16 protein-coding genes are annotated in these 12043 nt (G+C 67.9%); 8 read left to right on the forward strand and 8 right to left on the reverse strand.

Going from position 1 to position 12043, the window contains the following annotated elements; genetic code table 11:
• Nucleotide 1 precedes the first annotated feature (1 nt).
• Nucleotides 2–499 (reverse strand): Cys-tRNA(Pro) deacylase, encoded by a 498-nt coding sequence (ybaK, locus tag ACWPOC_RS20290; RefSeq protein ID WP_120279846.1) that lies wholly within the window; start codon nucleotides 497–499, stop codon nucleotides 2–4.
• A gap of 204 nt (nucleotides 500–703) precedes the next feature.
• Between ybaK and ACWPOC_RS20295 the strand changes: the two genes are divergently transcribed.
• The gene (locus ACWPOC_RS20295; protein WP_413767195.1) at nucleotides 704–1348 is read left to right on the forward strand and encodes a sigma-70 family RNA polymerase sigma factor; all 645 of its coding nucleotides are present in this window, start codon (nucleotides 704–706) and stop codon (nucleotides 1346–1348) included.
• The gene (rsrA, locus tag ACWPOC_RS20300; protein ID WP_088897715.1) at nucleotides 1345–1626 is read left to right on the forward strand and encodes a mycothiol system anti-sigma-R factor; all 282 of its coding nucleotides are present in this window, start codon (nucleotides 1345–1347) and stop codon (nucleotides 1624–1626) included. Before ACWPOC_RS20295 ends, rsrA begins: the two co-directional genes overlap by 4 nt.
• 142 nt (nucleotides 1627–1768) lie before the next feature.
• Here rsrA and ACWPOC_RS20305 read toward each other — a convergent pair whose 3' ends face one another.
• On the reverse strand, nucleotides 1769–1843 hold the full coding sequence (locus ACWPOC_RS20305; protein WP_022597109.1) for a 50S ribosomal protein bL37: 75 nt from the start codon (nucleotides 1841–1843) through the stop codon (nucleotides 1769–1771).
• Nucleotides 1844–1938: 95 nt separating this feature from the next.
• On the opposite strand from ACWPOC_RS20305, the gene ACWPOC_RS20310 reads away from it, so the two are divergent.
• Together ACWPOC_RS20310 and ACWPOC_RS20315 are read left to right on the forward strand one after the other, a co-directional pair.
• Nucleotides 1939–2154, forward strand: coding sequence for a biotin/lipoyl-binding carrier protein (locus tag ACWPOC_RS20310; RefSeq protein WP_006550234.1), 216 nt, complete (start codon nucleotides 1939–1941; stop codon nucleotides 2152–2154).
• 34 nt (nucleotides 2155–2188) lie between these two features.
• A complete protein-coding gene (locus ACWPOC_RS20315) occupies nucleotides 2189–3664 on the forward strand; it encodes a sensor histidine kinase (protein ID WP_120279845.1) in 1476 nt (491 codons plus the stop codon).
• A gap of 75 nt (nucleotides 3665–3739) precedes the next feature.
• Here the strand turns inward: ACWPOC_RS20315 and ACWPOC_RS20320 are convergent, their stop codons facing one another.
• Together ACWPOC_RS20320 and ACWPOC_RS20325 are read right to left on the reverse strand one after the other, a co-directional pair.
• The gene (locus ACWPOC_RS20320; RefSeq protein WP_006550236.1) at nucleotides 3740–3994 is read right to left on the reverse strand and encodes a WhiB family transcriptional regulator; all 255 of its coding nucleotides are present in this window, start codon (nucleotides 3992–3994) and stop codon (nucleotides 3740–3742) included.
• A gap of 272 nt (nucleotides 3995–4266) precedes the next feature.
• Nucleotides 4267–5205: a diacylglycerol/lipid kinase family protein gene (locus tag ACWPOC_RS20325; protein ID WP_455409231.1), complete on the reverse strand. Its 939-nt coding sequence runs from the start codon at nucleotides 5203–5205 to the stop codon at nucleotides 4267–4269.
• 47 nt (nucleotides 5206–5252) lie between these two features.
• Between ACWPOC_RS20325 and ACWPOC_RS20330 the strand changes: the two genes are divergently transcribed.
• Nucleotides 5253–5675 (forward strand): hypothetical protein, encoded by a 423-nt coding sequence (locus tag ACWPOC_RS20330; protein ID WP_372473337.1) that lies wholly within the window; start codon nucleotides 5253–5255, stop codon nucleotides 5673–5675.
• A 7-nt stretch (nucleotides 5676–5682) separates the two neighbouring features.
• Here the strand turns inward: ACWPOC_RS20330 and ACWPOC_RS20335 are convergent, their stop codons facing one another.
• Nucleotides 5683–6168 (reverse strand): N-acetyltransferase family protein, encoded by a 486-nt coding sequence (locus ACWPOC_RS20335; RefSeq protein ID WP_455409232.1) that lies wholly within the window; start codon nucleotides 6166–6168, stop codon nucleotides 5683–5685.
• A 74-nt stretch (nucleotides 6169–6242) separates the two neighbouring features.
• Between ACWPOC_RS20335 and ACWPOC_RS20340 the strand changes: the two genes are divergently transcribed.
• Nucleotides 6243–7043, forward strand: coding sequence for a ParA family protein (locus tag ACWPOC_RS20340; RefSeq protein WP_455409233.1), 801 nt, complete (start codon nucleotides 6243–6245; stop codon nucleotides 7041–7043).
• Between the two features lie 4 nt (nucleotides 7044–7047).
• On the opposite strand, the gene ACWPOC_RS20345 is transcribed toward ACWPOC_RS20340, so the two are convergent.
• Both ACWPOC_RS20345 and ACWPOC_RS20350 read right to left on the reverse strand, forming a co-directional pair.
• Complete coding sequence (locus tag ACWPOC_RS20345; RefSeq protein WP_455409234.1) at nucleotides 7048–8253, reverse strand: Rv3212 family protein; 1206 nt, start codon at nucleotides 8251–8253, stop codon at nucleotides 7048–7050.
• A gap of 4 nt (nucleotides 8254–8257) precedes the next feature.
• A complete protein-coding gene (locus ACWPOC_RS20350) occupies nucleotides 8258–9922 on the reverse strand; it encodes a DEAD/DEAH box helicase (protein ID WP_455409235.1) in 1665 nt (554 codons plus the stop codon).
• A 206-nt stretch (nucleotides 9923–10128) separates the two neighbouring features.
• Between ACWPOC_RS20350 and ACWPOC_RS20355 the strand changes: the two genes are divergently transcribed.
• Both ACWPOC_RS20355 and ACWPOC_RS20360 read left to right on the forward strand, forming a co-directional pair.
• The gene (locus ACWPOC_RS20355) at nucleotides 10129–10833 is read left to right on the forward strand and encodes a ferritin-like fold-containing protein (RefSeq protein ID WP_060651355.1); all 705 of its coding nucleotides are present in this window, start codon (nucleotides 10129–10131) and stop codon (nucleotides 10831–10833) included.
• 57 nt (nucleotides 10834–10890) lie between these two features.
• Nucleotides 10891–11121 carry a DUF3107 domain-containing protein gene (locus tag ACWPOC_RS20360; RefSeq protein WP_006550244.1) on the forward strand — a complete coding sequence of 77 codons (231 nt, stop codon included), beginning with the start codon at nucleotides 10891–10893 and terminating at the stop codon, nucleotides 11119–11121.
• 118 nt (nucleotides 11122–11239) lie between these two features.
• Here the strand turns inward: ACWPOC_RS20360 and ACWPOC_RS20365 are convergent, their stop codons facing one another.
• Entirely contained in the window at nucleotides 11240–11896 is a 657-nt protein-coding gene (locus ACWPOC_RS20365; protein ID WP_120279840.1) for a TetR/AcrR family transcriptional regulator, read from the reverse strand.
• Between the last annotated feature and the right edge of the window lie 147 nt (nucleotides 11897–12043).

Genomic DNA, 12043 nt, shown 5'->3' on the forward strand with positions numbered 1-12043 from the left:
GCTACGGGCCGGCCGTGATCGATGCCACGACCGCGCCGGTCGACCGGATCAGATCGCGCGGATCCAGTTCGATCTCGAGCCCGCGGCGGCCCGCGCTGCACAGCACCCGGTCCCACTGCTCGGCGGAGGCGTCGATCACGGTGCGCAGACGCTTGCGCTGACCGAGTGGGGAGATGCCGCCGACGACGTATCCGGTCGCGCGTTCGGCGGCGGTGTGATCGGCCATCACCGCCTTGCCGCCGCCCAGCGCCCCCGCTGCGGCCTTGAGCGACAGCGTCGCCGGGACCGGGATCACCGCGACGGCGAGCTTGCCGTCCGACAGCAACACCACCAGCGTCTTGAAGATCTGTGCGGGGGAGACCCCGAGGCGTGCACCGAGTTCCTCGACGGCTTCGGAGCCGAAGGATGTGGACCTCGGGTCGTGTGCGTACTCGTGGACCCGGTGCGCGACCTTCTCGCGCTTCAACAACACCGTCGCGGGAGTGGATGTCGAGGCCATCCGATCACTCTAGAAACCGGAGGTGGGGAACAAGCGCGGTGGGTACGGCGTTGCACACCGACGGGTGGATCCACCGCCACCCGACACCCGACGATCGGAGAATTCGTGGCAGTGCTGTGCCCGCCTCGACCGGACGCCGCCGGACGTCCCGCCGATCCGGACGCCGTCGGACCGGTAGCCTTCTCGACAGGCGTCGATGAAGGGATCGGTGTGATCGAGGAGTCTGTGGAAGAACTGACCGAGCGGTTCGAGCGGGATGCACTTCCCCTGCTCGATCAGCTCTACGGCGCTGCGCTGCGGATGACCCGCAATCCCTCCGACGCCGAGGACCTCGTACAGGAGACCTACATCAAGGCGTTCTCCGCCTTCCGGTCGTTCCGCGAGGGCACCAATCTCAAGGCCTGGCTGTACCGGATCCTCACCAACACCTACATCAACTCGTACCGGAAGCGTCAGCGGCAACCCGCGCAGTACCCGACCGACGAGATCACCGACTGGCAGCTCGCCGCCACGGCCGAGCATTCGTCGACCGGTCTGCGGTCCGCGGAGGTCGAGGCACTCGACGCGCTTCCCGACGACGACATCAAGGCGGCGTTGCAGGAGCTTCCCGAGGAGTTCCGCATGGCCGTCTACTACGCCGACGTCGAAGGGTTCCCCTACAAGGAGATCGCCGAGATCATGGGGACGCCGATCGGCACCGTGATGTCGAGACTGCACCGGGGTCGCAAGCAGTTGCGGGGCCTGTTGGCCGACGTGGCGCGCGATCGCGGTTTCATGCGGGAGAAGGCCGTGGACGCGACAACCGGAACATCGGATCGGCCCGAGAGCGGAAAGGGAGCACCGCAGTGAGCGAACCCGACTTCGATCGACTCGACTGCTCGGCGGTCATCGCGGACGTCTACCTGCTTCTCGATTCCGAGTGCGACGCCGGTTCCCGCGAGAAGCTGCAGCGGCACCTCGACGAGTGCGGCACCTGCCTCGAGGCCTACGGGATCGAGGAGAAGATCAAATCGCTGCTCAGCCGCAAGTGCGGCGGGGAACACGCACCCGAGGGCCTGCGGGAGCGGCTGATGCTGCAGATCCGCCGCACCGTGGTGATCACCGAGACGGACAGCACCGAGTCGTAGGCGAGTTCCACTCACGCCGAGTCGTAGGCGAGTTCCACTCACGCCGAGTCGTAGACGAGTTCACTCGTACCGAGTCGTAGACGAGACACCCCGAACGTGACAGGGGCCGGAAAGCTGCTGCTTTCCGGCCCCTGTCCGCGTCTCAGGCGTTGGGACGCTTGCCGTGGTTGGCGGCGTTACCCTTGCGGCTGCGCTTCTTGCGACCTCGCTTACCCATGGTGGGATCTCCTTTCTCGTTCATTACAGTGTTTCACGTGCGGTCGAGTGGTCCTGTCGGCAGGTCCGCCGCCGGAGCGTGAAACGAGGTGTTCGATGGCGGAAGACGTACGCGCGGAGATGGTATCGACCGTGTTCGAGGTCGTCGTGCGAGAGGGTGACGTGGTGGCCGAGGGCGACACGCTGGTGATCCTCGAGTCGATGAAGATGGAGATTCCCGTGCTCGCCGAGTCGGCGGGCACCGTGACCTCCGTCGGAGTCTCGGTGGGGGATGTCATCCAGCAGGGCGACCTCATCGCCGTGATCTCCTGACGGCGGATATCTCCTGAGTACGAAAGCGGTTCCCGTGTCCACACTCAGTTCGTTGCTCGCAAGGTACACGGATCTTCCGGGCGCGGCCGTCGATCACCTCCAACGTGTCGTGGGCGAGTGGCAGTTGCTCGCCGACCTGTCGTTCGCCGACGTCCTCCTGTGGGTCGACGCGGCGCCGTCCGGAATCGTGTGCGTCGCACAGTGCCGGCCCACCACCGCCTCGACCGTGATTCCCGAGGACGCCGTCGGCATGCTCGTCTCCGACAACGAACATCCTTACGTCCGTGAGGCTTTCGAAACCGGAGAGATCGTCGACGTCAAGTCGTCCCCGGGCGCCGGGATCAACATCCGTCAGGCCGTGCCGGTGCGCTCGGACGGTCGGGTCGTCGCGGTGCTCAGCCGCGACGCCGCCCGCGTGTCGCGACGGTCGGCCAGCGCGCTCGAGACCGCCTATCTCGAATGCGCCGACGACCTCTACCGGATGATCAGCGAGGGCACCTTCCCCACACCCGAGGCGCGCTCGGACACCAAGTCGAGTCCGCGTGCGGGCGACGGATTCATCCGGCTCGACCGGAAGGGCAAGGTCGTCTACGCCAGCCCGAACGCGCTGTCGGCCTATCACCGGATGGGTCTGAACTCCGACCTGATCGGTCAGGATCTCGTGGAGACGACCCGCGCACTGGTCACCGATCCCTTCGAGAGCCGCGACGTCACCGACTACCTCCGCGGGGCCGTGGAGGGCCGTCTGGGGCAGCGCATGGAGATCGAGGCACGCGGTGCCACGGTTCTGATCCGTGCGTTGGTCCTGAATCCGGGAGGCAAGATCAGGGGCGCCGCGGTGATCGTCCGCGACGTCACCGAGGTCAAACGACGCGACCGCGCACTGCTGAGCAAGGACGCGACGATCCGCGAGATCCACCATCGCGTCAAGAACAATCTGCAGACGGTCGCCGCACTGCTGCGACTACAGGCGCGCCGAACCGGGAACACCGAAGCCCAGCAGGCCCTCGGCGAAGCGGTTCGCCGGGTGACGTCCATCGCCCTGGTGCACGAGGCGCTGTCGATGTCCGTGGACGAGGAGGTCGATCTCGACGGTGTCTTCGACCAGCTGATCCCCATCGTCGTCGACGTGTCGACGGTGGGCAGTCAGATCCGTGTGCTGCGAGAGGGGAACCTCGGTGTGTTCCCCGCAGATCGCGCGACGCCCCTGGTCATGGTGCTGACCGAGCTCGTCCAGAACGCCGTCGAGCACGCCTTCGATCCGGGCGTCAACGGCACGGTCACTGTGAGGGCACAGCGTTCGGCCCGCATGCTCGACGTCGTGGTTCGCGACGAGGGGAAAGGCCTTCCCGACGGATTCAGCCTCGAGGCGTCGAACCGGCTCGGTCTGCAGATCGTCCGGACCCTCGTGGCCGCCGAACTCGGCGGATCGCTGGAACTGACCTCCAACGAGACCGGCGGGACCGATGCGCGCCTGCAATTACCGCTGGGCAAGGTACCGGTCGCCTGACCGTTTCGGCCTGTGCACGTAAGAAGGCCCGGCCTCCGCGAGGGGGCCGGGCCTTCGAACGTCTGTCGGAGCTGCTCAGACCGCCGTGCGAGCGCGGGTGCGGGCGTTGCGACGCTTGAGAGCGCGGCGCTCGTCCTCGCTCATACCGCCCCAGACGCCGGCATCCTGGCCGGACTCGAGCGCCCAGGAGAGGCATTCGGCGGTGACGGGGCAACGGTTGCACACGAGCTTGGCATCCGCGATCTGCGCGAGAGCCGGGCCGCTGTTCCCCACGGGGAAGAACAGTTCCGGATCCTCGTCGCGGCAGATGGCCTTGTGGCGCCAGTCCATGCTTCTACTCTCCTTCGATGGTGCGTGTGCACCGGCTGATCGGTCAATGCGTGTTCACGCCTGTGGCACGGAGTGTTTCCGCGCGGTTACTTGTGAATGCTTTCACGAACGAGCGTGGAGTCAATAGAATCGACCACGATCGTGGGGAAGCTCACGCTGTTGTGAGCTACGAGTTCGCCAATCCCTCTTTCTACTCCACTCGGGCCGAGAAGGTAGTGGTAATCACAGAATTCGTGCTTTTCTTTCTGTCGCTGTCCCGCTAGAGGGGATCGTCAGCGGGGCGCGACGACATCGAGGATCGACGGCACGGCCACGAACTCGACCTCGGTGCGGAGTCCGAGATAGTCGCCGTCGACCTGAAGTCCGATCGGGCGCGAGGCCCGGGCGCGCACGTGCGCGACATCGTCTGCACGCACCAGATGCGGCGACGCCGGCTCGCCACGGGCGGCCAGGAGTTGCCTCACCACCCGCAAGCTCGGAAATACCCGGGTCGTCGTCATGGCAAACACACCCAACCCGGTGTCGAACGATGTGCCGGGATTCGTGTGCACCGGCCGGGACTCGAGATAGGTCCAGGGACTCGAGTTCGACACGAACGCGTAGTGCACCCCCGATACGGGTTCGGATCCGGGCATCTCGAGCGTGAGCGTCGGCTCGTCCCGCTTCGACGCGAAGAACCGGGCCACCGCATGCCGCACGTAGCGCGCCGTCGTCACCTTCTTGCCCTCGGCGCGGCTCAGGTCGATGGCCTCGCACACCTGGGCGTCGAGGCCGAGGCCCGCGTTGAAGGTGAACCACCGTCCGTCGCAGTGGCCGAGGCCGATCCGGCTGGTCCTGCCCTCCTGCAACGACTCGAGCACCTGCTCGGTGGCCTCGAGCGGATCGGCGGACAACCCCAGGGACCGCGCGAAGACGTTCGCCGAGCCGCCGGGCACCACCGCGAGTCGCGGGAGTGACGGATCGGCGGATCGGTCGGGGGAGGGGCCGAGCAGACCGTTGACGATCTCGTTGACGGTGCCGTCGCCCCCGTGCGCGACGACGACGTCCATCCCGTCGGCGTGCGCCGAACGCGCGAGTTCTGCGGCGTGCCCGCGGTGGGTGGTGTGCGCGACGGTCAGTGCGAGCCGGCCTCTCAGGGCGTGAGCGAGGCGGTCGCGACCGGCCGGGGTGGTCGTCGTCGCATTCGGATTCACGATCAGCAGGGCGCGCACGGAACATCAGCCTAAGTGGTGCCCGGCGGGTCCACTACGCTGGACGGGTGCCTCTCGAAACACCTCGCAGCAGCGTTCCGTCGACCGTGCGTGCCGCCGGCTGGCTCGTCGTCCTCGAGGGTGTCGTCGCGATGGGGTTCGCGGTGTACTCGATCATCCGCGCAGCCTCGGGCGAACACGATCAGTCGGTCACCAACGGCTACGGCTTCGCGCTGTGGCTGTTCGTCCTGTTCGGCGGGGTACTGGCCGGTGGGATCGCGCTCGTGCGCGGGGTGCGCTGGGGACGTGCCGTGGCGGTACTGGCGCAGTTGCTGTTGCTGCCCGTGGTGTGGTCGCTGCTGACCGACTCGCACCAGCCGGCCATCGGTACCGTGCTGGGGCTCGTCGTGGTCCCCACGCTCGTGCTGCTGTTCAGCCCGCCCACGACGCGGTGGCTTGCGCACGAGTACGCGCCCGACGTCGACGAGTGATCCGGGCTCAGCTGCCGAGAGCCTGCAGCGCGGGGCCGCTGAGCCTGAAGGTCGTCCACTCGTCCTGCGCGACGGCGCCGAGCGAGCGGTAGAAACCGATGGACGGCTCGTTCCAGTCCAGCACCGACCAACTCAGGCGGGTGTAACCGCGCTCCACGCATTCGTGGGCGAGCGCCGCGAGCAGTGCGCGTCCGTGTCCCTTGCCACGGTGTTCGGGACGGACGAACAGATCCTCGAGGTAGATGCCGTGCACGCCGTCCCAGGTGGAGAAGTTCCGGAACCACAGCGCCACCCCGACGACCTGCCCTGCGGCTCCGTCCTCACCAAATTCCTCGGCGACGTGCGCGTACACCGAGGGTTGCGGCCCGAACAGAGCCTCGTGGATCTGCGCGGGCACCACGGTGCACTCGTGCCGGGCCTTCTCGTATTCGGCGAGGTCGTAGATCAGTCCGGTGATCGCGGGGACGTCCTCGGGTGTGGCTCTGCGGATCACGACGGGCTGCCTCCTGCGGTCTCGTGGGCGGATTCACCTCGCGCTGCGCCGCCGAGTGCGCGAGGATCGGGGTCGTGGCAACGGTACTTGCAGTGGCAAATCAGAAGGGTGGCGTCGCCAAGACGACCACCGTCGCGTCGTTGGGGGCCGCGCTGTCGGCGCTGGGCCGGCGGGTGCTCGTCGTCGATCTCGACCCCCAGGGGTGCCTGACCTTCTCCCTCGGGCACAACCCCGACAAGCTCGAACAATCCGTGCACGACGTGCTCGTGGGCGGTGTCGAGACGAAGGACATCCTGCTCGACACCGCGGAGGGGATGTCGCTGCTGCCGGCGACCATCGATCTCGCGGGTGCGGAGGCGATGCTGCTCATGAAGCCGGGACGCGAATACACCCTCAAGCGGGCCCTGGCGTCGGTCGAGGACGACTACGACGTCGTCGTGATCGACTGCCCGCCCTCCCTCGGCGTTCTCACGCTCAACGGCCTCACCGCGGCGCGGTCGGTGCTCGTTCCACTGCAGTGCGAGACGCTCGCCCACCGTGGAGTGGGGCAGTTGTTGCGCACCGTCGACGAGGTCAGGCAGATCACCAATCCGGATCTCGAGCTGCTCGGCGCGCTGCCGACCCTGTACGACTCGCGGACCACACACAGTCGCGACGTGCTCGCCGATGTCTCGGACCGGTACGACCTGCCGGTGCTGGCCCCGCCCGTACCCCGCACGGTCCGCTTCGCGGAGGCTTCCGCCTCGGGCGCGACGGTGCTGGCGGGACGCAAGAACAAGGGCGCCGAGGCGTACCGGGCGCTCTCCGAGAACCTGCTGCGCTACTGGTCGGGGGAGGCGGAACTCGAGACCTTCGAAACCGCCGTCGCGGACTGAGACGTCAGCCCAACACCACGAGTTCGTCGTCGCGTTGCTCGACCACGACGTCCCCGGCGACGGCGACGTTCACCGTGGAGACCGTCCCGCGCTCGACGTCGATGCGCGGGCCGGGTTCGCCGGTCCGTGAGTCGACTCCCACGAGGGCGTCCTCGACGGGAAGGAGCAGCGAACCGGCCATGATGTCGCCGTTGCCGAGGGTGTCCTCGACGGTCCACTGCGGAGCGAAATCGGTGGTGGACAGTGCGACGGTGTCGCGGCCCGTCCACCACACGAGCACGCCGCCGCGCTCGAGGGCGGGGTCGTCCGATTCGCCGGCAGGACGCGGCAGGGTGTGCGTGTCGACGAGGACGCCCTCGCTGTCGAAGACCTCGATACGTGGCCCGTCGTTGTCGTCCGGGGCCAGGTAGACCGCCGTGCGGTCGCCGACCACCGCGACGATGCGGGAGTCCCCGCCCGCTTCCGGCAGCACCGACGAGGCGAACTCCTCGGGCTTCGTGCTGTCGTCGGGGGTGGGATCGAGAAGGGTGAGCCGATTGGTCGGCTCGTTCGCGCACTGCTCGAGCACTGCCAGCACTTCGGCGCCCGAATCCGCCGAGCGCAGTTCGCAACCCGATCGGGGCTGGGCGTTCGGGTTCACCGGTGCGTCGACGCGCCCGTACTCGACCGTGCGCACCAGATCGGAGCGCCACATCTCGAGACGCGACTCGCCGAAGGCGATCAGGTGCGAACCGGCGTCGACGAGCCGGATCGGATCGTCGGCGTCGCTCGACCGTTGCGCGCCGCGAGCGCCACTGCCGGAGTCGAGCGCGGTGACCTGACCGCATCCCCGCGGGCCGCGGTAGGCCGAGACCACGTCGCCCCAGGCCTCGGTGACCGCGCACAACGCCCGGTCGCGGTCGTACCGCCAGCGTTCCTCGCCCGACTGCGGGTCGCGGCCGACCACCGCACCACTGTCGGCCGTGGCGATCGTGCCCCCGGACACCACCGGCGCGGTCGTCGCCGTACTCGGAGCACGCCACAGTTCGGCGAGAGTGCGCGGAAGCGCCTGCGCGGCAGCAGGAGTGGGGACGGGTCCGTCCCAGGTGGTCGACGTGGTGCCCCGCGCATCCGAGTTCAGCCAGACGACACTCGCCGCCACCAGAGCGGTGACGACGAGTGCGGCTGCGACGAGAAGGTCGGTGCGGGTGCGGCGCTCGGGCGCGAGCACGTGGCTATCGGGCAGACGACGTCGAGACCGCTTCCACGTTCGACGTGTCCTGCTGCTCTGCGCGGCCGGCCGGGCCCTCGCCCGAGCGGGTGCGACGGCGACGACGGCGACGACGTGCCGGAGCGGCCGCCCCGGTGTCCTCACCCGTCTCCGGTGCGGCAGGCCCGTTCTCGGCCTTCGCCGAGTCGTCCGAACCGGTCGCGGCGGCATCCGTTGCGGAGCCGTCGGCCGACTTTCCGCGGACGGTGCGGCGGCGGACCCGGTTGCGCTTCGGTCGGGATCCGCCTTCGCGCTCGACGCGCTCGCGCTTCTCACCGTTCTCGGGGGCGGCGGGAGCGGTCTTGCGGACGCGTCCGGTGGCGTCGGCCGGGATGTTCAGCTCCTCGAACAGGTGCGGGGAGCTCGAGTAGGTCTCGATCGGATCCGGGATACCGAGATCGAGAGCCTTGTCGATGAGCTGCCAGCGCGGCACGTCGTCCCAGTCGACGAGGGTGATCGCGATACCGGTGCGTCCGGCGCGACCGGTACGGCCGATGCGGTGGACGTAGGTCTTCTCGTCCTCGGGGCACTGGTAGTTGATGACGTGGGTGACGTCGTCGATGTCGATGCCGCGGGCGGCGACGTCCGTCGCGACGAGGACGTCGATCTTGCCGCTGCGGAACTTGTCGAGTGCCTTCTCGCGTGCGATCTGACCGAGGTCGCCGTGCACCGCGCCGCACGCGAAACCGCGCTCGACGAGGTCGTCGGCCACCTTCTGCGCCGTGCGCTTGGTGCGGGTGAAGATCATGGTGGCGCCACGTCCCTCGGCCTGCAGCACGCGGGCGACGAGCTCGGCCTTGTCGAGCGCGTGCGCCCGGTAGACGAACTGCTGGGTGCGCTCGTGCACGGCCGACGATTCGGCTTCCTCGGCGCGGATGTGCGTCGGGCGATTCAGGAACGTGCGGGCGAGAGTGATGATCGGGCCGGGCATCGTGGCCGAGAAGAGCATCGTCTGACGACGGTCGGGGACCATCGTGAGGATGCGCTCGATGTCGGGCAGGAAGCCGAGGTCGAGCATCTCGTCGGCCTCGTCCATGACGAGCACGCCGATCTTGCCGAGGATCAGATGACCCTGGTTGGCGAGGTCGAGCAGACGACCGGGAGTACCGACGACGACGTCGACACCCTTCTTCAGTTCGTCGATCTGCTGCTCGTAGGGGCGGCCACCGTAGATCGACAGGACCTCGAGGCCCGACTTGCGGCTGCCGGGCAGGTACTTGGAGGCGTTCACGAGGTCGTTGGTGACCTGGATGCACAGTTCGCGGGTCGGGACGATCACGAGGGCACGCGGAGTGCCGTCGAGCGTGGTCGTGCCGGAACCCTCGGTGGCGATGCGGTGCAGGAGCGGAACGCCGAAGCCGAAGGTCTTGCCCATACCCGTACGGGCCTGACCGATGAGGTCGTCGCCGGCGAGGGCGAGCGGCAGGGTGAGTTCCTGGATCGCGAAGGTGCGTTCGATGCCGACCTCGGCGAGGGCGCGGACGATCTCGTCGCGGACACCGAGTTCGCCGAAGGTGGGGGGTACGTGGGTGGAATCGAGTTGTGCGGAGACGGTCGTTTCGCTCGCGTCGTCTTCGTGGTCGATGGTGATCTTGCTCAGGGGTCCGGCCTTCCTGGTCTCGGCACGCACGCACGAGGGGGAAAGGCGACCGGCCTGCACCTCAGCGCGAGCGGTATCCACCAGGCTCGGCGAAGCGCGGCAGCGATCCGCAGTTCGGGTGCGCGCACATTATCTGGGAAGCTCGCGGGCCACGGTCGGCGGCTCGAAGCGCGGGCTTCCCGATCCATTGTACCGGTTCCGGCGCATTCCACGAGGTAGTACTACGCTTCGTCGTCATGGGAGCCGATACGCCGCAGTCCACCTCCGAGTCCGGCGCGACGCCGGGCGGACCCGCAGTCCCCGCCGATCACCCCGGTGTCGCAGAGCTCTTCGCAGTGCTCGCGTACGGCGAGATCTCGGCGTTCTACCGTCTCGCCGAGGACGCCCGGTTCTCCCCGTCCCTGCGCGGGCGGGTCGCGCTCGCAAGCATGGCAGCTGCGGAGATGAGCCATTTCGAGACGCTCCGAACCGCGCTCACCGATCGCGGCGTCGAGATCTACGCGGCGATGGAGCCCTATCGCAAGGCGCTCGACGCCTACCACGCCTCGACCGCTCCCTCGACCTGGCTCGAGGTCCTCGTCAAGGCCTACGTGGGTGACGGGATCGCCGCAGATTTCTACTGTGAGATCGCCGACATGCTCGCTCCCGAGGTCTCCACAGTGGTCCGGGAGGTCCTCGCCGAGACCGGCCACTCGGAGTTCGTGGTGCAGGAGGTCCGCGAGGTCGTCGAGCGCAGCCCGCTGCAGAAGGACCGCCTGATGCTGTGGGGACGCCGACTGCTCGGCGAGGCCATCACCCAGGCACAGTACGTCCTCGCGCAGAACGAGGAACTCGCCGAGCTGGTGATTCTCGCGTCCGGCGACCTGACGAACATCGCCGCACTGTTCGATCGCATGCAGGTCGAGCACGCCGAGCGGATGTCGGTGCTCGGACTGCATTAGCCTGGGGCTGACAGCAGTACCAGCTCGGTTTCAACGCATGAGAATCGGAGGTCCACCGTGGAGGTCAAGATCGGCGTCGCGGACAGCCCGCGCGAAGTTGTCGTCGTCAGCGACCAGACGCCCGACGAGGTGGAGAAGCTCGTCCGGGCCGCGTTGAACGGCGCCGACGACGGGGTGCTCGCACTTGTCGACGAGAAGGGCCGCAAGGTTCTCGTGCAGGCCGCCAAGATCAGCTACGTGGACATCGGTCCTGCCACGCTGGGCAAGGTCGGCTTCGCCGCCAACTGAGAGCGACCGACGAGAACGGGCCGGGGCATGTCGCCCCGGCCCGTTCGTCGTTCTCGGTATGTGTCGTCAGCGACGACGGCGCCCCTGTGTCGTCAGCGACGACGGAGCTCCTGTGTCGTCAGCGACGACGGAGCTCCGGCTGCAGCGGCACGTGCTTCAGACCGCCCCAGGCCAGCGCGACCGTGGTGTCCACGGCGTCCTCCTTGGGGATGGGGCGCGCGGCGTCGAGCCAGTAACGAGCCGTGAACTGGCTCGTTCCCACCAGGCCGACCGCGAGGATGCGGGCCCGGTACGGATCGAGGCCCGAATCGTGGCTCACGAGGTCGAAGACGGCGTCGACGCACGCCTCGGTGGCCTGCTCGACCCGCCGCGACACCTGCGGCTCGCCCATGAGGTCCGATTCGAAGACGAGACGGAATCCCTGGCTGTCGTTGTCGACGAAATCGAAGAAGGCCTGCACCGCGGCACGCACACGCTGACGGTTGTCGGTCGTGGACCGCAGGGCCTGGCGGACGCCGTTGATGAGGGTGTCCACATAGTTCTGCAGCACGGCGCAGTAGAGCTCGAGCTTGCCGGGGAAGTGCTGGTACAGCACCGGCTTGCTCACTCCGGCGCATTCGGCGATCTCGTCCATGCCGGCCGAGTGGTAACCGCGTGTGACGAAGACCTCACTGGCAGCCTCGAGCAGCTGTGCACGACGTTCGTCACGCGGCATCCGGGCGCCCCGTTTGCCGTTGTTACCCCGGCCGGATGCTCGTTCGGTGACGTCGGTCATGCTTGCTCCCAATCTGCACTACTCCGATAGTGGCGTGTGCCACCTCGGCGCTCCTCGTCTTTGCAGGTTACAGGTGAACCTGCGTATCGAACGGACCGGCCTACCGACCAGTATCCGTTCCCGGCGCACGGATGGGGGCACGCCTTC

The sequence above is a fragment of the Rhodococcus sp. 5G237 genome, assembly GCF_053764735.1.

Coding starts and splice junctions, on each gene's coding strand:
- ybaK (WP_120279846.1), bottom strand. CDS start 499: ATGGCCTCGACATCCACTCCCGCGACGGTGTTGTTGAAGCGCGAGAAG.
- ACWPOC_RS20310 (WP_006550234.1), top strand. CDS start 1,939: ATGGCGGAAGACGTACGCGCGGAGATGGTATCGACCGTGTTCGAGGTC.
- ACWPOC_RS20320 (WP_006550236.1), bottom strand. CDS start 3,994: ATGGACTGGCGCCACAAGGCCATCTGCCGCGACGAGGATCCGGAACTG.
- ACWPOC_RS20355 (WP_060651355.1), top strand. CDS start 10,129: ATGGGAGCCGATACGCCGCAGTCCACCTCCGAGTCCGGCGCGACGCCG.
- ACWPOC_RS20365 (WP_120279840.1), bottom strand. CDS start 11,896: ATGACCGACGTCACCGAACGAGCATCCGGCCGGGGTAACAACGGCAAA.